Annotated in this window: 20 protein-coding genes; 2 read left to right on the top strand and 18 right to left on the bottom strand. The window is 69.8% G+C overall.

Annotation, left to right across the window (positions count from 1 at the left end; translation table 11 throughout):
- Nucleotides 1–7: 7 nt before the first annotated feature.
- The 18 genes from ACFUJY_RS04875 to zapE form a co-directional block, all read right to left on the bottom strand.
- Nucleotides 8–187 carry a hypothetical protein gene (locus ACFUJY_RS04875; protein ID WP_383294585.1) on the bottom strand — a complete coding sequence of 60 codons (180 nt, stop codon included), beginning with the start codon at nucleotides 185–187 and terminating at the stop codon, nucleotides 8–10.
- 132 nt (nucleotides 188–319) lie between these two features.
- Nucleotides 320–976 carry a pentapeptide repeat-containing protein gene (locus tag ACFUJY_RS04870; RefSeq protein WP_383294584.1) on the bottom strand — a complete coding sequence of 219 codons (657 nt, stop codon included), beginning with the start codon at nucleotides 974–976 and terminating at the stop codon, nucleotides 320–322.
- Nucleotides 973–1,749 (bottom strand): hypothetical protein, encoded by a 777-nt coding sequence (locus ACFUJY_RS04865; protein ID WP_383294581.1) that lies wholly within the window; start codon nucleotides 1,747–1,749, stop codon nucleotides 973–975. The genes ACFUJY_RS04870 and ACFUJY_RS04865 overlap by 4 nt, the downstream gene beginning before the upstream one ends.
- Nucleotides 1,750–1,925: 176 nt before the next feature.
- Nucleotides 1,926–2,441 (bottom strand): hypothetical protein, encoded by a 516-nt coding sequence (locus ACFUJY_RS04860; protein ID WP_383294578.1) that lies wholly within the window; start codon nucleotides 2,439–2,441, stop codon nucleotides 1,926–1,928.
- A gap of 156 nt (nucleotides 2,442–2,597) precedes the next feature.
- A complete protein-coding gene (locus ACFUJY_RS04855; RefSeq protein ID WP_383294575.1) occupies nucleotides 2,598–2,744 on the bottom strand; it encodes a hypothetical protein in 147 nt (48 codons plus the stop codon).
- 155 nt (nucleotides 2,745–2,899) lie between these two features.
- Nucleotides 2,900–3,568 carry a pentapeptide repeat-containing protein gene (locus tag ACFUJY_RS04850; protein ID WP_383294572.1) on the bottom strand — a complete coding sequence of 223 codons (669 nt, stop codon included), beginning with the start codon at nucleotides 3,566–3,568 and terminating at the stop codon, nucleotides 2,900–2,902.
- A gap of 35 nt (nucleotides 3,569–3,603) precedes the next feature.
- A complete protein-coding gene (locus ACFUJY_RS04845) occupies nucleotides 3,604–3,909 on the bottom strand; it encodes a hypothetical protein (protein ID WP_383294569.1) in 306 nt (101 codons plus the stop codon).
- Nucleotides 3,910–3,916: 7 nt separating this feature from the next.
- On the bottom strand, nucleotides 3,917–4,564 hold the full coding sequence (locus ACFUJY_RS04840) for a pentapeptide repeat-containing protein (protein WP_383294566.1): 648 nt from the start codon (nucleotides 4,562–4,564) through the stop codon (nucleotides 3,917–3,919).
- Nucleotides 4,545–6,716, bottom strand: coding sequence for a hypothetical protein (locus tag ACFUJY_RS04835; RefSeq protein ID WP_383294563.1), 2,172 nt, complete (start codon nucleotides 6,714–6,716; stop codon nucleotides 4,545–4,547). Before ACFUJY_RS04835 ends, ACFUJY_RS04840 begins: the two co-directional genes overlap by 20 nt.
- Nucleotides 6,713–7,102 carry a DUF6507 family protein gene (locus ACFUJY_RS04830; RefSeq protein WP_383294560.1) on the bottom strand — a complete coding sequence of 130 codons (390 nt, stop codon included), beginning with the start codon at nucleotides 7,100–7,102 and terminating at the stop codon, nucleotides 6,713–6,715. Before ACFUJY_RS04830 ends, ACFUJY_RS04835 begins: the two co-directional genes overlap by 4 nt.
- A 172-nt stretch (nucleotides 7,103–7,274) precedes the next feature.
- Nucleotides 7,275–8,651 carry an alkaline phosphatase PhoX gene (locus tag ACFUJY_RS04825; RefSeq protein ID WP_383294557.1) on the bottom strand — a complete coding sequence of 459 codons (1,377 nt, stop codon included), beginning with the start codon at nucleotides 8,649–8,651 and terminating at the stop codon, nucleotides 7,275–7,277.
- Nucleotides 8,652–8,744: 93 nt separating this feature from the next.
- Nucleotides 8,745–10,262 carry a sensor histidine kinase gene (locus ACFUJY_RS04820; RefSeq protein WP_383294554.1) on the bottom strand — a complete coding sequence of 506 codons (1,518 nt, stop codon included), beginning with the start codon at nucleotides 10,260–10,262 and terminating at the stop codon, nucleotides 8,745–8,747.
- A complete protein-coding gene (locus ACFUJY_RS04815; protein WP_383294551.1) occupies nucleotides 10,259–10,978 on the bottom strand; it encodes a response regulator transcription factor in 720 nt (239 codons plus the stop codon). The genes ACFUJY_RS04820 and ACFUJY_RS04815 overlap by 4 nt, the downstream gene beginning before the upstream one ends.
- Nucleotides 10,979–11,112: 134 nt before the next feature.
- The gene (locus ACFUJY_RS04810) at nucleotides 11,113–12,744 is read right to left on the bottom strand and encodes a CotH kinase family protein (protein WP_383294549.1); all 1,632 of its coding nucleotides are present in this window, start codon (nucleotides 12,742–12,744) and stop codon (nucleotides 11,113–11,115) included.
- A complete protein-coding gene (locus ACFUJY_RS04805) occupies nucleotides 12,741–13,418 on the bottom strand; it encodes a DUF4956 domain-containing protein (protein ID WP_383294545.1) in 678 nt (225 codons plus the stop codon). The genes ACFUJY_RS04810 and ACFUJY_RS04805 overlap by 4 nt, the downstream gene beginning before the upstream one ends.
- The gene (locus tag ACFUJY_RS04800; protein ID WP_383294542.1) at nucleotides 13,415–14,230 is read right to left on the bottom strand and encodes a polyphosphate polymerase domain-containing protein; all 816 of its coding nucleotides are present in this window, start codon (nucleotides 14,228–14,230) and stop codon (nucleotides 13,415–13,417) included. The genes ACFUJY_RS04805 and ACFUJY_RS04800 overlap by 4 nt, the downstream gene beginning before the upstream one ends.
- A gap of 187 nt (nucleotides 14,231–14,417) precedes the next feature.
- Nucleotides 14,418–14,843 carry an OsmC family protein gene (locus tag ACFUJY_RS04795; protein ID WP_383294539.1) on the bottom strand — a complete coding sequence of 142 codons (426 nt, stop codon included), beginning with the start codon at nucleotides 14,841–14,843 and terminating at the stop codon, nucleotides 14,418–14,420.
- A 92-nt stretch (nucleotides 14,844–14,935) separates the two neighbouring features.
- A complete protein-coding gene (gene zapE, locus ACFUJY_RS04790; RefSeq protein ID WP_383294537.1) occupies nucleotides 14,936–16,030 on the bottom strand; it encodes a cell division protein ZapE in 1,095 nt (364 codons plus the stop codon).
- Nucleotides 16,031–16,067: 37 nt separating this feature from the next.
- On the opposite strand from zapE, the gene ACFUJY_RS04785 reads away from it, so the two are divergent.
- Together ACFUJY_RS04785 and ACFUJY_RS04780 are read left to right on the top strand one after the other, a co-directional pair.
- Nucleotides 16,068–16,832, top strand: a complete 765-nt coding sequence (locus ACFUJY_RS04785) for a pyrimidine reductase family protein (RefSeq protein WP_383294534.1) — start codon at nucleotides 16,068–16,070, stop codon at nucleotides 16,830–16,832.
- Between the two features lie 203 nt (nucleotides 16,833–17,035).
- Complete coding sequence (locus ACFUJY_RS04780; protein ID WP_383295390.1) at nucleotides 17,036–17,488, top strand: indole-3-glycerol phosphate synthase; 453 nt, start codon at nucleotides 17,036–17,038, stop codon at nucleotides 17,486–17,488.
- Nucleotide 17,489 lies beyond the last annotated feature (1 nt).

Genomic DNA, 17,489 nt, shown 5'->3' with positions numbered 1-17,489 from the left:
ATTCCGGCTAGCCCGGAGGCATCGGCTGTTCCGGTGCGTCGCCGAACAGGTAGTCGTACATTTCCTGGAGATAGGCGTCCAGTGTCTCCTTGTCGGGGAACTCGATGTCGGTCAGCCCCTCGTACTCGGCCGGTCCGAAATCCGTGTCCGACATGATCTGCTCGAATCCCGTCCGGATCAGGTCCACATAGGAATCCTTGAAGCTCAGCAGGTGGGCCGCAGGTGGCCGGTGTTCTCGTACCCCCGCTCAAGGTCCAGGTACACCCTGAAGAAGTTTCTGATGTGCGGGTCCAACATGTCGCCCCCTCGACGTGCATACCTATCGCGCCCGCCCCTGCGGCGGGATCACCTGAACCTCGGCGCCACGGGCGCTGAGCCATGCTTCCAGGTCCGCGCCGCCCACTTCTCGGGAACCCTCGCTGCCGACCACGGTCACCGGCCCGAAGACCGTGCCGGTGAGGCCGCGTACCAGCGTGGTGTCGTCCACGGTGACCTTGAACGTGTTGTGGAACAGGACGGCGTCCGTCAGGTCCGCGCCCCGCAGGTCCACGTCGTACAGCGAGGCGCCCATGATGCGCGTCCCGCGCAGGCTCGCCCCCGAGGCGTCGACGTTGTGGAGTGACGCCTTGACCAGGTCGGCCCGGTCGAGCCGGGCGGACCGAAGCACGGACCGGTCGAGCTTCGCCCGGACGAGGTCGGCGCCGGCCAGATTCGCCCCGCTCAGGTCCGCCCCGCTCACGTCCGCACGGTAGAGGCGCACGCCCCCGAGCTCCACGCCCGCCAGCACCGCGTCGATGAGCCACGCGCCGGGACATTCGCCGTTTGTGAGGTCGGCACCCCGGAAGTCGTGCCCGACCCCGTACAAGGCGTAACCCGTGTCGTCGAGCCATTCCCTCAACTGCCGCGCCGCCGCCGGGTCGGAGGGAAACGCGGCAGGCTGCCAGGGGACAGACTCGCTGGACGGTGTCTCCGTCACTGCGAGCCTTCGAACGCCTCGCGGACTCTTGTCCGTACGCGCTCGTCGCCGACCGTCGTGAGGTATTCGCCGAACTCCCGGATCTCCGGCCCCTCGGCGCGGTAGACGATGGTGACGGCGTGCTCCAGTGTGCGGGGCGAGGCGGCGACGTGCAGCACGCTCGTGGCCAGTTCCACTGAGAGCGGGCCGTCGACGGGAGCCACCGCGCAGGCCAGATCGACCAGTTGGGTGGCCAGGTCGAACCGGGGCTTCTCACCGGAGGCCAGGGCGCGCACGCCACGGCCGATGGCCTCCTTGATCTCACCGAGCACCGCCCTGACCGTGGCGCTGTCGATCAGTTCACCGAGGCGGTCCTCGAAGTACTGGGTGTCGGTGATCCTCGCCAGCGCGCGGAACGCCTGTGTGCGCAGGGCGGCGGTGTCCTTTTCCTCCACCAGGAAACGGCTGCTGTCCACGGCCACCGCGAGCTGCGAGAACGTGCTGTCGACGGAGAACTTCCGGTCGATCGAGAAGTCGTACCAGGGGGTGTTCTCCGGGTCCGCCGCCGCCGCGATCACCGCCTCGAAGCCGGCCGGCTCGGCCCACGAGATCAGCGCCAGGCACGCGAGGAAGCGGTCCTTCTCGGGCTCACCCGGATCGTTCATCAGCTCGATGAGCCCAGGCACCCGCTCGCTGTGCCGGGGGTCGTCGTACGCGGTGTCGATCACATCATCGAGATCCGGCGTCGGTTCGCCGTCGAAATCCCTGCCGAGCAGTTCGTCGATCTTCGTCACAGCCGGTCTCTCTTCTCCTGCCAAAGCGCGCCTTTGATGGCCCGGTAATCAGCCCACCGCTGTGTCGGTGAGGTCCGGTCCTCGGCCATCGACAAGGTCGGGCGCCGCCAGTTCGTATCCCTCAGCGTGTCCGTAATACGTCGGCTCCCCGGGTTCCGGCTCGACGCCTAGCAGCGTCACGATCTCCTCCAGTGCCGACTTGAGTCGGGGGCGTTGGCCGCGTGGATGACGGGGTGGGGCTCGCCCCGGAAATCGCACGGGCCCCAGATGTCGTGGTGCACGGAGATCTCGGCCGAAGGGCCGATCTCGTCCGGAGACACCATCAACTCGACAAGCCGGTGCTCTCTTTGCGGCGTTCCAGCCGCGTCGAACCACGTTCCGGAGCCCAGTACGAGGATTCCGCCCATCTCGGCCTGCGGATGTCCAGCGGGCCGGCAGGAACGGAGCGCCTCCGGCAACTGCGGTTCGTCGAGCGAACGCCCGACCAGATCCAGCCGGCTGTGGATACCGAGACCGCCCTTACCGAGCTGGAACCAGTTCCATTCGAGGGCCTCCGGCTCCAGAAGGCGGTGCTTCTGGAGAACGGCACTCATACGTCCCGCCGTCAGCAGTGCGGATTCCAGACCCGGCTCCACCACGTCGTCCAGGCCCCAGAACCACGAGCCGCTTTCTCTTGGCGCGCGCGTCAGCACAACGATCGAACTTCCTTATGGGTTGACAGCATTGGCGGGTGAATAGTGACAGAGTCCTTCTTGGGCTTGAGTTCGAACGAGGCGTTGGTGCGGTCGGCGGCCCGCTGGGCCGTCATGAGAATTCGAGGTTAGCGGGAGGGGATCGGGGAATTCCGACTAGCCCGGAGGCATCGGCTGTTCCGGCGCGTCGCCGAACAGGTAGTCGTACATGTTCCGGAGGTAGGCGTGCAGTGCCTCCCGGTCGGGGAACTCGATGTCGGTCAGTCGTTCGTACTCGGCAGGGCCGAAATTCTCATCTGCCATGATCTGCTCGAACCCGGAACGGATCAAGTCAACATAGGAATCGCTGAAGCTCCACAACGTGCGCCTCAAGTCGCCTGTGATGTAATATCCACCCTCAAGGTCGAGTTGAGTTCTGAAAAAGTTTCTGAAGTCTGGGTCCGCTTGAATTGACTCGCTCAAGGTGCACCTACTGCCGGTCGGCGCGGCGGGATCACCTGAACCTGCCCGCCGCGCGCACGGATCCACGCTTCGAGTTCCGCACCGCCTACTTCGCGCGAGGAACCGTCGCCGACAACGGTGACCGGGCCGAAGACCGTACCCCGCAAGCCGCGAAGGACCGTGGTGTCGTCGACCTTGATCTCGAAGTAGTTCTCCTCGACCACGGCATCGGACAGGTCGCTGCCCCTCATGTCGGTGTCGAGCAACTCCGCACCAATGGGACGTGTTCCGCGAAAACTGGCTCCCCTTGCGTCCACGTCGGACAACGAGGCCCCGACCATGTCCGCACCGTCCAGCACCGCCGATCGGAGAATGGCCTCATCCAGGTTCGCCTTCACCAGGTCCGCCCCCGTCAGGTCCGCGCGCGTCAGGTCCGCCGAACGGAGATCTGCACGGTAGAAGGAAGCTCCGACGAGCCGTACATCGACGAGTACGGCGTCGGTGAACCAGCAATTCGAGAAATCCCCACCCGAGAGGTCCGCGCCCCGGAAGTCCCGCTCCATGCCGTTGAGGTTGTATGTCTCGGAGGGGATCCATTCCTCCAGTCGTCGGACTGCCGCCACATCGGTCGGGAAGGCGGCTGGCCTCCAGCTCCGAGGAATGTCGGCCGACATGATCACCTGCATATCTTGGTAAGGGTGGGGAGTCGCTCACAATAAACCTACTCGGGAGGCAGCGGTTGTTCCGGTGCGTCATTGAAGAGGTAGTCGTACATTTCCCGCAGGTACGCGTGTAGCGTTTTCTTGTCGGGAAACTCAATATTGGTGAGTCGTTCGTATTCCGCGGGTCCGAAATTTTCGTCCGACATGATCTGCTCGAAACCTGAGCGGATCAAATCCACGTAGGAATCTCTGAAGCTCAACAAAGTGGGCCTCAGTTCGCCGGTGTTCTCGTACCCCCGCTCGAGATCAAGGTGGGCACTTAAGAAATTCCTGAAGCGGGGGTCTTCCTGGATGTTTCCTGCCAAAACCCACCTACCGTGCCGGCCGGTGTGGCGGGAGCACCTCAACCTGCCCGCCGCGTGCACTGACCCACGCCTCCAATGCCGCGCCGCCCACTTCGACGGAGGCATCGCCGCTGATGACCGTGATCGGCCCGAAGACCGTGCCGGTCAGCCCGCGTACCACAGTGGTGTCATCGACGGTGACCTTGAACGTGTTGTGGGTCAGGACCGCATCGGTCAGGTCCGCCCCCCTCAGATCGACGCCGAACAGTGACGCGGCCATGATCCGGGTTCCGCGGAAGCTCGCCTGCGACGCGTCGACGTTCTGCAGCGACGCTTTGACCATGTCGGCACCGTCGAGTCGTGCGGAGCGGAGTACCGCCTCATTGAGATTCGCCCGGACCAGATCGGCATCGGTGAGGTCCGCACCGGTGAGGTCTGCCGACTGGAGGTCCGCACGGTAGAAGCTCGCACCTGTGAACCGCACGCCCGTCAGGTCCGCCTGGGTGAACCATGCCTGAGTGAAATCACCGCCCGAGAGGTCGGCGCCCCGGAAGTCCTTCTCGACTCCGAAAAGGCTGTAACCGTCCTCGGCGAGCCATTCCTGCAATTGGTGCGTTGCCTCAGGATCGGCGGGAAAGGCGGCCGGTTTCCAAGTCCTAGGGGTACCAGATGACATGATCTTCCCAACCGTGGCTCTTGACGATGTCCTTGATGCTGTCGATTGCTGCTTGATTCGCGTTCCGGACGTCGATCACGACGATGCGGCCCATGTCGTCGATCTGTTCGGTGAACGTGTTGGTCCAGGTCTGGACGTGCTTTGCCGGGTTGTACGCACCGGGGAAAGGCCGGGCAAGGAGATCTGGATTCCGCACGTTGTTGAAGGGTGGCCAGAAGGAATGGACGCCCTTGATGTCATAGTACTTGCCGGTGCTCGGCGAATAGAACTCGCCCATGTCCGCGTTCGCCGGTCGCTGAATGTCCGCCGGAAGGCGCCCCTGCTCCCGCAGGTCGAGTCCCACGCGCGCCTCGTCCATCGAAGAGAGGGACACCTCGCCCCGGTGATCCGGGTCGTACTTCAGGTCGTCGAAGTCCTCCGGAGCCCGCTTCTCCACCTGGTCGAGGTGGTCCCAGTGTCCGGCCCGTTCCTCCGCCGTCAGTTCGGGCAGCGGTTCGTTCGGGCGTTCGCCGCCTCCGGGTGCCCCGTCCGTGTGGCCGTCGCCGCCGGAACCGTCGTTTCCGTCGCCGTGACCGCCGCCACCACCGGGCGTGTTGGCGTCGGAACCGCCGCTGTTGCCACCACCGGTGCCGGTGTGCGATCCCGCACCGGACTCGCCACCGGCGCCATTGGGGTGCTCCGTCACATGCCCGCTCGTCGACGGGGACGTGTGGTGGGTCGTCGTCCCCTCCGGCGAGGAGTGCGGCGGCTTCGCCGAATTCTCCACGCGGCTCGGGCCCCCCGCGCCCTCCAGGACCTTCTCCCGGTCCGGTACGCGCTCGTGCGTGTCCGGGAGCTCGTTCTTGTGGGGCTCCGGGACCGGCTCGGTGTCCGGTACGGGGTTGCCGTGCTCGTCGCGGATGACCGCGTCGTCGCCGACCACGCGGGGGTTGCCGTTGTGGTCGGTGTAGTGGAAGCCGGGGGTCTCCGTCGCCGGGTGCGGGGCCGTGCCGGTCGGGGCCGTACGGGCCATGTCGTCCACGCCCGCGGTGCCCGTCTTCAGGCTCTCCATCAGGTCGCCGACCTTGATCTTGGTGACGCCCGCCGCCTTGCCGAGGTAGCTCATCGGGTCGGCCAGCGCGCCCGCCTTGCCCACCGCCGAAGCGGCGTCCGAGACCGCGCCCAGCTTGCCGGCCTTGCCCAGCTTGAGGAGGGAGCCGGAACCGATGGTCACCACGTTGAACAGCACCGTGCCGAAGGCGCGTGACGGGTCGTGGCCCCACTCGTCCCAGGCGACCAGCGACTTGCCGAAGTTGCGCAGGGCCGCCTTCTGGCGGTCGCTGTCGCTGTGGTCCGCCGGGCCGAACATCTTGTCCATCGCCCAGTCGTACGGCGTCATGATGTACGCGCTGATGCCGCCGAAGACGTCACCGATGCCCGACCAGGTCTTCTTGAAGTTGTCCCAGTCGAAGACGTTGACCATGCTGCCGAGGCCCTTGATCGTGCCCCAGACCCCGTCGACGAAGAAGCCCTTCAGCGCACCGCCGACGTTGTCCTTCGTCCACTCCCACGCGGCCCGCAGCCCGGTGTACTCGCGCTCGTCCACCGTGCCCCACGGCGTCTCGCCGGCGTCCTTGACGTCGTCCGCCTTGAAGCCGTACATGCCGGCCTTGTGCGAACCGTCGTCCACGACGAAGTGCGTCCCGCCGACCAGCGCCGTGATCTTGTTGGCCGCGTCGCGCTCGGCGCCCTGGAAGGCCACCCACGTCGTGCCGACCTCGTGGACGAGGCGGGCGTTCTCGTCGATCTTGTCCTGGTCCTGCTGCCAGTCGTCGTCGTCCCGGTTCTCCGCGACGAACCGCGCCGCGTCCTCCCGGAGCCGGTTCATCCTGGCCACCAGCGGCCGGGCCGTCGTCGCGAAACCCGTGAGCGCCCCGCTCACCGACTCCAGCTTGTCCGCGAACGCGTCCGCCTTGTCGCGTACCGGCATCGTGGAGTCGAGCAACTCCTCCTGCTCCGGGGCGTCGTAGACCGGGTCCAGCGCCTGGAACGCCGTGTGGACGTCCTTGCCCGTGGTCCGGATGTCGGAGGCGGTCGTCTTCAGCGTGGCCGCGTGCTTCTCCAGGGCCTCCAGATTGCCGGTGAAGAAGGGGATCTTCGCCAGGTCGATCACTTCTTGGGACCCTTCCCCTTCAGCTCCTCCGGAGTCGGCGCCTTGGAGTACTGCTCCTGCTTGTTCTTCGCCATGTCCAGATCGCCCGCGAGGTACGCCTCAGTGGCCAGGCGCGCCCCCGTCATGGACTTCGCCGCCCGGACCGGAAGGAACTTGAGGTCGTTCAGCGTGTGCTGCTGGAACTCCTGCAACGCCTGCGCCACCGGCCCGAACGCGCCCCCGGCGGGAATCTCGGTCCCGCCCAGCACCATCGTGCCCGCCGAGGTCGCCGACCCCACCAGGCCCTCGTTGTACGACGTGAACTCCGTCTCGAAGTCGCCGCCCACCTCGGCGGTCTTCTTCAGGACCCGACGCACGCCGTCGGGGTCGATGTCCCACTTGGTCACGGTGCCCCCCCCGTAAAGATCGCTTCCCTTGGGCGTCCGGGCGCCGGCGCGCCGAAGCGCGGGCGCACCGAAGCGCACCCCGTCATCCTGCCCCGGCACACCCGGATGGATCAAACCCGATGTTGCCGTATGCAAAGACGCGGCGGGGTGCGCCGCGGTTCCGCTCGGCCCGTCAGCGCCAGGGGCCCGTGACCGCGAACGTGGTGCCCGGAGTGTAGACGTTCACGTACATCGTCCCGTGATCCGGCGCGAACGTGACGCCCGCGAACTCGCCCCACTCCGGCTCCTCGGGCGTCCCGATGTTCTGCCGGCCGCGCGCCATCGGGTACACCTCGCCGCGCCGGGTCAGGCCGAACACGTGCTGGGCGCCGCCGCCGTCCTCACAGACCATCAGGCCGCCGCCGGGGGCCAGGGTGATGTTGTCGGGGGACTCGCCCGGGAGCCGGAGGTCGGTGTCCGGCCCGAAGACGACGACCAGGGTGAGCCGGCGGCGGTGCGGGTCGTAGCGCCAGACCTGCCCGTAGTGGTCCGCCGCCGAGCCCTCCGCGCTGTGCGCGAAGCTGGAGACGAAGTAGACGCACGAACCGCCCCAGTAGCAGCCCTCCAGCTTCTGGCCGTGCGTGATGCCCTTCCGGCCGAAGTCCTGGAAGCGGATCGGGGTCTCGGCGGCCTGCGGGTCCGGTACGGGCACCCACTCGACGCCCTCGAACACCGTCCCGGTCTCCCGGACGGCCGAGAGGTCGGGCACCCCCGGCACCCGCATGGCCTCCAGCCGGCCGCCCGCGCGCAGCGAACCCGTACCGCCCAGCGGCTTCCTCGGCAGGAAGCGGTAGAAGAGCCCGAACGGCTTCTCGAACGCGTCCTCCGTCTCGTACACCGTCCCGTCGCGCGGGTCGACCGCGATCGCCTCGTGCTGGAAGCGGCCCATCGCCGTCAGCGGTACGGCGCCGGTGCGGCGCGGATCGGCGCCGTCCACCTCGAAGATGTAGCCGTGGTCCTTGGTGTAGCCGTTGGTGCCGGCCTTGTCCTCCGTCTCCTCGCAGGTCAGCCAGGTGTTCCAGGGGGTGCGCCCGCCCGCGCAGTTCACCGCCGTCCCGGCGATGGCGACGCGCTCGGACAGCACGCGGTTGTGGCCGTCGAGCTCCAGGGCCGTACAGCCGCCCTTGCCCATCGGGTCGTACGTCAGCCCCTCGACCACCGGGACCGGAATCGCCGCGTCCACCCGGTTCTCGTGGTTGCGGACCAGCCGGACGTGCCCGCCCCGGCCGGCGAACGCGGCCATACCGTCGCAGTGGCTGGGCACCCGCCCCTCGCCGGAGCGGAGCCGGTCGCCCTCCCGGGACAGCACCCGGTAGTGGAAGCCCTCGGGCAGGTCGAGCAGGCCGTCCGGGTCCGGCACGAGCGGGCCGTAACCCGCATGACCGCGCGCGGCGGAGGTGCCCGCGAAGAGTTCGGTGAACGCTCCGGTGAAGGCGATCGAGACGGCGGCGGCGCCGCCCGCCGCAAGAACGTTTCGCCGGGAGGCGGTGGGACGGGGTGCGACTGACATGGGCAACTCCCTGCTGGGGGGACAGGTGGCATGGCTTCGTCAAGAGCAGCCCTGCCCATCCGAGGCCACCCGTGAACGTTGTCATGCCGTCCTTCACGGATCGGGGCCGACGCTCCGGGGCAGCAGCAGACGGAAGACGCAGCCGGCGCCCGGCCGGGTGTCGAGTTCGAGCCGCCCGCCGTGCGCCTCGGCGATGGTGGCCGCGATCGACAGGCCGAGCCCGGACCCGTGCGGGCCGCCCTCCCGGTCCGCCGACGGCCCCCGGTAGAACCGTTCGAAGACCTGCCGGGCGGCGTCGGCCCCCAGCCCCGGCCCGTCGTCCGCGACCTCCACCACGCACGCCTCCACCCCGGCGGGCAGCGCCGCCGTCGCGCCGCAGCGCCCGGGCCGGTCGGTCCCGCCGGTGTCCGGCCCTGTGCGCACCGAGCCGACCCGCACCTCGACGCGCGCGGTGGGCGGGGTGTGGACGCAGGCGTTGGCCAGCAGGTTGCCGATCACCTGGGACAGCTGGTGGGCGTCGCCCAGCGCCTCCGCCACGTCCAGCGCGGCGCCCGGCCCGTCCGTCCCGTCCCCGCCCAGCGGCGCCAGCCGCACCTCGCGGCCCGGATGCGCGACGACGGCCGCGCCGACCCCGTCGGCCGCGAGCGACAGCAGGTCCACCGTCTCGCGGCCCGCCACGGGCGCGTACCCCAGCTTGGCCAGCAGGAAGAGGTCGTCCACGAGCCGGCTCATCCGCTCCGCGTTGCGGGCGATCAGCACATGGGCCTCGCGCCGCCGGGCGGCCGGCAGCCGCGGCTGTTCCACCAGGAGCTCGGCGAACCCCTGGATCGAGGTGAGCGGGGTGCGCAGCTCGTGGCCCGCGTCCGCCATGAAACGGCGCAGCCGCTGCTCGGACGCGTCCTTCCGGCGCAGCGCGGCCCGGACCTGACCGAGCATCGTGTTGAACGCGAGCCCGAGCCGCCCGGTCTCCGTGCGCGGGTCGGTGTCCGTGACCGTCAGGGCCGACTCGCCGCCGGTGATCCGCAGGGCCGTCCGTTCCATCCGGGCCAGCGGGCGCAGCCCGAGGCGCACGGCCGCACTGCTCAGCAGCCCGACCCCGGCCGCGGTGGCGACCCCGATCGCGAGGCTGAACCACAGCAGCTTCGACGTGGCCCCCTCCACCGTGCCCAGCGGCAGCGCGACGACGACGCGCCGCCCGTCCGGGCCCGTGTCGGCGACCACCCGCCACGCCGAACCGCCGTCCGCGTCCGGCACGGTGGCGGGCCGGCCGCGCTCCTGGACGAGGGCGGAGGCGGTCGCGGGCAGCCGGGGGCGGCCGGTGCCGCTGCCGAGCGAGTCGGGCCGGAGCCGCCCGTCGGAGCCGTAGAAGAAGACCCGGAAGTCGGAGGGCAGGGCGTCCCCCGGCGGGGGGCCGTGGAGCGGCCTCCCGTGCGCGGCCGGGGGCGGCGGGCGGAACTCGACGAGCCGGCGGTCGATCTGGCCCGTCAGCCAGGACCGCATCACCGCGAGCCCCGCCGCCTGCGAGACCAGTACGGCAGCGGTGGCCAGCACGGTCGAGATCAGCACCAGCCGGGTCCGCACCGAGCGGGGCCGGCGCGGCGGGAACCTCACCGCGCGTCCTCGCGGGGCAGCCGCAGGCAGTAGCCCACGCCCCGCACCGTGTGGATCAGCGGCCGGTCCGCGCGGTCGATCTTGCGGCGCAGGTTCTTGATGTACGTGTCCACGATGCGGGTGTCCCCGGCGAAGCCGTAGCTCCACACGTCCAGCAGGATCTCCTGCTTCTCCAGCACCTTCTCGGCCCGCGACACCAGGCAGACCAGGAGCCGGAACTCGGTCGGCGACAGCCGCACCGGCTCCCCGCCCCGGTGCACGGTGTGCCGCTCGCGGTCGACGCTCAGGTCCGCGTACCGCAGCGGCGGCTGCTCGGCCGGCGGGCGGGGCGTGGCGCCGGTGCGGCGCAGGATGGCCCGTATCCGCAGCAGGATCTCCTGGATGTGGAACGGCTTGGTGACGTAGTCGTCGCCGCCCGAGCTGAGCCCGATGATGCGGTCCTCGATGTCCGTGCGCGCGGTCAGGAACAGCACCGGGGTGTAGTCGCCCCGCGCCCGCAGCGCCCGCGTCACGGCGAAGCCGTCCGTGTCCGGGAGCGTCACGTCCAGCACGATCAGGTCCGGCCGTAGGCGTTCCACCTCGTCCAGCGCCTCCCGCCCGTTCGCGGCCGAGGCGACGTGGTGACCGGCCGCGGTCAGCGCGGAGGTGAGCAGGGTACGGATACCGGGGTCGTCCTCGACGACCAGGACGGTGTGCCGGGCGGACCGGTCGCCCATGGGAAGGATCACCTCGCGGCGTTGCGGACACGGTCCGGGCGGCGCCGTGCGGCGCGATGCTACGGGCCGAACTTGTGCGCGTTCACAGGAAAGGCGGCGCGCCCCGGCGGGGGCCCGGGACGCGCCGCCGGAGGTCAGCCGGTCACCTCCTTGTTCTTCGCCAGAGCCGCCGTGCGCTCGGTGACCGTGGTGCGCAGGGTGCCGGCCGCGGTCTCGACGTCCTTCGCGGGGACGCCGGCCCGGGTGGCCTGCTCCGCGAGTCCGTCCAGGGCCTTCACGGCCTTCCCGGAGGCGTAGAACTTCTCGTAGAGGTCCCGGTACGCCGCCTGGTAGACCGCGTCGAACGCATCGAGCTCCAGGAACCGCTCCTTCAGGGCGTGGCCGGACATCATGCCGCCGCGCCGGCCGCCGGCCGCGTCGTCGCCGTCACCGCCGGGCCCGCCCTCGGGCATTCCTTCCGGCACGCCCTCGGGGAAGCCGTCGGGCATCCCTTCCGGCACGCCCTCCGGCCGCTCGCCGCCGCCCTGGCCTCCGCCGGGGCCGCCGCCCATGCTCATCCGGTCGTCCGGCCCCGCCGTCGCGTCCCCGCTGAAGGTGAGGTTGTAGTCCCACCCCAGCACCGAGAACTTCTTGCTGTTCAGGTCGTACCCGAGCAGGTAGTTCTTCCCAGGTCCCGCCATGTCGTCGAAGTTCATCAGCAGGTTCTGCGTGGCGACGTAGTGGGCGAACGAGTCGACGTCGACGTACCTGCCGAGGTCGGCGGCGAACTCCTCGTCGGAGGACTTCTCGACCCACTCGGTCAGCTTCATCACGGGTTCGAGGTCCTGGCTGCCGACCTTGTTGAGCTGCCGGAAGGACGTCTCGTACTTCGAGGGGTCGTCCCCCTGGTAGTCGAACGTGCCGCCCGCCCTGGCCTTGTAGACCACGGACTCGCCCCCGACCGCGTCCGCGTACTCGGTGTCGGGGTTCTCGACCATCAGCCGGACGGCCGTCGGCCGGTTGTTGACCTTGAGCGTGGTGAAGCCGTACCGCTCGGCCGGCTCCCCGGTGCCGTCGATCAGCGCGAGCGCCAGCGCCTCGTTGAGGGGGACCTGGGCGTTGCTGCCCGGGCGCAGCGAGATCTCCCGCTCGCCCTGGTAGGCGCGGCCCTCCACGTACTCGTCGATCTTGATCAGCCAGGGCAGCTCTTCGGGCTTGTCGGCGGAGAGGTTGTACTGCGTCATCCCCCCACCGCGCCCGCCGCCCGCGCCGCCGGGAGCCTGCCCGTCGCGCTGCCCCGTGCCGTCCGTGGGCATCCCGCCTGCCGGCGTCCCGTCCCCGGGCATCCCGCCCCGGCCGCCTCCGGGTCCGCCGCCCCGATTGCCGCGCAGGGACATCAGCGTCGAGTTGCCCTTGAGGCGGATGCCGACGTCGCTCAGGAAGACCCCGTCGATCGTGAGGTCGGCCGGGATGGAGTCCTTCGTGCCGTCCTTCTTGAACTCCTTCATCATCTTGTCGAAGTCGGTCTGCTGGTACTCCAGTTGCACGGAGTGCTTCACCGATGTGTCGTACAGGCCGACCGTGCCCCGCACATCGTCCGTGATCGTGTCCGCCTCCACCCGCGAGGCGGAGGTGACGTACGGGGAGACCCGGGCGTCGCCGAACGCGTACAGCATCACCGCGAGCCCGGCGCACAGCGCCCCGGCGGGTTTCCAGTGGTGTCGCAGGCGTACGGGAATCCGGTCGCGCAGCCGTCGCCCGCGGGGCGTGCCGTCGACGGGGCTCACAGGTCGGTGGTGTCGTAACCGGTCAGAACCGTCACGCGCTGGCCGGAGGTGCGCTCCTGGAGCGCGGTGACCAGGTCGCCGGGCTCGGTGCCCTTCTTCATGCGGACCGTGTAGAACACCTCGTTCAACGCCCCGCCCCGGATCGTCTCCGTGGAGACCAGCTCGAATTCGGTCGTGTACGTGATCAGCACGTCACGGATGCCCGGCGTGTAGTCCTCGCCCGCCGGGACCTGGACCTTGACCACCTGGCGTTGCACGTTCAGCGCGAACCAGTCGAACTTGTGCATGATGACGACGACCGCGCAGATCACGACCGCGCCGACCGCGGCCAGCGTGTAGAAGCGGGCGCCGCAGGCCATGCCGATCGCCATCGCCAGGAAGATGAACCCGACGTCCCGAGTCTCCTTGACCGCGTTCCGGAACCGGACCACGGACAACGCGCCGACCAGGGAGAACGCGCGCGCCAGGTTGGACCCGACGACGAGCATGATCAGCGCGACGATCATGCCGACGATGACCAGGGTCTGGACGTAGGACTGGCTGTACGACACGTTCCGGTGGGTGTACCGGTAGACGTAGCCGATGAGCGTGCTCAGGACGAAGGACAGCGCCATCGCCGCGACGACGTCGGCGACGCTGAACGTCCCGCTGAGTTCCTGCAGATCGAAATTCACTGGGCTCCTGCTTCGGGTGCTGCGAGATGGAAGACGGACCGGGGCGCCAGCCCGAACGCCTCGATGGACTGGACGTACTTGGAGACCCGGACGAGGCTCAGATTGCGGCGGGCCGCGAGGTCGGTGATCCAGTGCGGGGTGCGCTCGTTGACCTTGACCTCCATCACCGCCAGGTGCGGCGGCACGGTGAACCGGTTCTCCGGACCGGCCTGCCCGAAGTGGAAGTCGCGGTCCCGGCCCCGGATGCGCCGGTCGAAGGTGACCCGGAGCCCGGTGTCGGCGGCGCGCCCGACCAGTGCCTCGCGCTGGTAACCGGTCATCGCGGTGGGCCGGAGGTTCAGCCGCAGGACCAGGTCGAGCACCTCGTGGACGAACGCGCGCTCCTTGGGGGAGTGCGCCACCAGCTCGCGTGCGTCGCAGAGTTGACGCGCCGTCGCGTACGGGACGGTGATGCGCCGCTTCTGGGTGACCCGGTTGACGCGCTGTTTGATCTCGACGCAGACCGGGGAGGCGTCCGTGACCCCGGCCGGGTCGCCGTAGTGCCTGATGCGCAGCTTGCGGCGGAACTTCAGGCCCTCGATCTTCTCCCAGTAGAACCGCAGCTCGGGGGAGTCGTAGTACAGGCTCCACACCCCGTAGCCGCCGACCGGGCTGTTCAGGTCGCGGTCCATCCGCTCACCGAGCTCGTCGCGCAGTTCCGCGGCCAGCTCGACCGGGACCAGGTACTTCAGCTCGTACCGGTTGAAGGCGTGCAGCCTGCTCGCCACATGCGTCGGTGGGGGGTCCTTCGTGGCTGTGTCGGGTTGCGACACCGTGCGCCTCCTTCGTCGTCCGTGCCGGACCGGCCGGCCCGCGACACGGAACCAACGACGGATGAGGAAGCGATGAGAAACCGGGGTGGATCGCAGGAGGATCGAAGATGGCCGGAAGGTGAACACGGCCGGTGCGCAAACAGCTGTGTCCCCGGGCGGGCGGCCCGGGGACACAGCGGGGCGGAGGTCAGACGAGCGACGCGCTCAGCGTGATCGTGGTGCCCGAGAGCGCCTGGCTGACCGGGCAGTTGGCCTTGGCGTCCTCGGCCGCCTTGACGAAGCCGGCCTCGTCCAGACCGGGCACCTCGCCGACGACGGTGAGGTGGATGCCGGTGATGCCGGTGCCCGGCTGGAAGGTGACGTCCGCCTTGGTGTCGAGCCGGGCCGGCGGGGTGCCGGCGCCGCTCAGGCCGTGCGAGAGCGCCATCGAGAAGCAGCTGGAGTGGGCCGCGGCGATCAGCTCCTCCGGGCTGGTCTTCCCGTTCGCCTCCTCCGCGCGGGACGGCCAGGAGACCGGGTAGTCACCGATCCCGGAGGAGTCGAACGTGACGACGCCCGAGCCCTCGGCCAGATTGCCTTCCCAGACCGTGTGAGCCTGACGCGTGGTAGCCATGCTGGTTCCCTTCGAACGGAATGCGCGGTTGTACGGGGACGGCGGGGCACTGCGTCGTGCGCCGCCGGTGGTACGTCCTTACGCCCCCGAACCTACTGCGCCACCAGACCCTTCGCGTCACGCGCCAGTGCCGTGAGCCGGGAGATCGCCCGGAAGTACTTCTTCCGGTACCCCCCGTTCAGCATCTCCTCACTGAACAGCCGGTCGAAGGGCAGCCCGGCCGCGAGGACCGGCACCTCCCGGTCGTACAAGCGGTCGGCGAGGACCACGAGGCGGAGCGCGGTCGACTGGTCCGGCACCGGCCGCACCTCGGTCAGGCACACCGCCCGCACCCCGTCCGTCAGCGCCCCGTACCGGCTGGGGTGGACGCGGGCCAGGTGGTCGAGGAGCGCCGGGAAGTCGTCCAGACTGGCGCCCGGCGTGGCGTACGCGGCCTTGGTGACCTGCTCGTCCGAGAACGGCGGCGGGGCCTCGGGCAGACCCCGGTGGCGGTAGTCCTCGCCGTCGATGCGCAGCGGGCGGAAGTGCGCGGACAGGCCCTGGATCTCGCGCAGGAAGTCGGCGGCGGCGAACCGGCCCTCGCCGAGCTTGCCGGGCAGCGTGTTGGAGGTCGCGGCCAGCGCCACGCCCTCCTCGACCAGCCGGCTGAGCAGCGAGGACACCAGCACGGTGTCGCCCGGGTCGTCCAGCTCGAACTCGTCGATGCAGAGCAGCCGGTGCCCGCTCAGCGTCCGCACGGTCTGCTGGAAGCCGAGCGCGCCCACCAGGTTCGTCAGCTCCACGAAGGTGCCGAAAGCTTTCAGCGAGGGCGCCGCCGGGGTGGCGTGCCAGAGCGAGGCGAGCAGATGGGTCTTGCCCACCCCGTACCCGCCGTCGAGGTACACCCCGCGCGGGCCCGAGGGCGCGGCAGCCGCCTTCCGGCCGAACCACTTGCGCTTCCCGGACCCCGAGGCGTGCGCCCCGCCGAGCCCGGCCGCGAAGTCGCTGAGCACCCGGACGGCCTCGGTCTGGCTCGGCTGGTCCGGGTCGGGTACGTACGTATCGAAGCGCACCGAGTCGAAGCGCGGCGGCGGCACCATCTCGGCGACCAGACGGTCGGCGGGGACGTGCGGCTCGCGGGCGCACAGGGACAGCGGGGCCGTTTCGGCTATGGGGCTGGACCCCGGCACGGCGTGGGAGGACGACACAACCGTCAAGCTTACGACCCGTGTCACACTGCCGGACATGCGACGCCTGTTCCCTGTGACCGACCTGACAGCGGCCGACATCTCCGGCGACTGGAGCCTGGACCGCCTCGCCGATGCCTACGCCTACCCGGCCGTGGACGGCCCCTGGCTGCGCGCCAACATGGTGTCGACCCTGGACGGGGCCGCCCAGCACGACGGCCGCTCGCAGCCCATCTCGTGCGAGAGCGACATGCGAATCTTCGGCACCCTGCGCGGCCTGGCCGACGTGGTGATCGCGGGCGCCGAGACCGTACGCCAGGAGGGTTACCGGCCGGCCAGGGCGCGGGACGCCTTCGCGGCGCGGCGGGCGGAGGCCGGCCAGACCCCGGCCCCGGCCGTCGCCGTGGTCAGCGGCAGCCTGGACCTGGACTTCTCGCTCCCGCTCTTCGTCTCGCCGCTGGTCCCGACGCTCGTCCTGACCGGTGCGGGCGCGCCCCCGGACCGGATCGCGACGGCCCGGAAGGCGGGCGCCGAGGTGGTGATCGCGGGGGAGGGCTCGCGCGTCGACCCCGCGCGCGCCGTGCGGGAGCTGGCCGACCGGGGGCACCGGCGGCTGCTGACGGAGGGCGGGCCCCGGCTGCTCGGCCAGTTCGTGGCGGAAGGGGTGCTGGACGAGCTGTGCCTGACCGTCGCGCCGATGCTCACGGCCGGTGACGCCCAGCGGATCGCGGGCGGGCCCGCCGTCGGCGTGCCGAAACGATTCGTCATGGCCTCGCTGCTGGAGGAGGACGGCTTCCTCTTCAGCCGCTACCGCCGTCCCTGAGGGCCCCTTCGTCCTCGTACGCCCCAGAGCTCTCCTCGTACCTCCCCGTGCGGTGGCAATGAGCGGAATATCATGTTCCGGTTAGCGTTCCGTGGGCAGAATGGATCTCGCAGACCCCGTGCGAGCGCGGGGAAGGATGGTTTCAGCAGCGGCCCGTGACGGTCGCTGAAGAGAAGGGCTCTGTGGTGTTCACCAGCGTTTTGATGATCGAGAAGGCCCTCACCTCCGGGGACGTCGAATTCGTCACCACCCTGCACGGGGAGGAGCGCATCTCCTTCGTCGTCCTCATGCAGCCGCGCGGCGACCAGGCGGACGTGCTGCTGCGGGCCATCGACGACCTGGCGATGGGCGAACTGAAGGAAGCGGCCCGCGAGAGCGAGGAGCCCGAGGGCCGGAGCGCCCGGGAGTCGGCCGAGCTCGCCCTCCAGGTCTCCCTGGAGGCGCTGCGCCAGGCGGGCGCCGAAGCCGTCGGACAGGTGATCGAGAGCCACCCCCTGGACAAGCTCACCACCGTGGTCGAGCAGTCCGACGCCGACGAGGTCATCGTGCTGACCGCACCCCACTACGTCGAGGAGTTCTTCCACCGCGACTGGGCGTCCCGGGCCCGGCACAAGGTCGGCGTCCCGGTGCTCAAGCTCTTCGCGCACAGCGAATAGG

This window comes from Streptomyces sp. NPDC057249 (genome assembly GCF_042669245.1).
Classification (GTDB): domain Bacteria; phylum Actinomycetota; class Actinomycetes; order Streptomycetales; family Streptomycetaceae; genus Streptomyces.
Note: the sequence above shows the minus strand (reverse complement) of the source record. Positions and strands in the feature narration are given on the sequence as shown.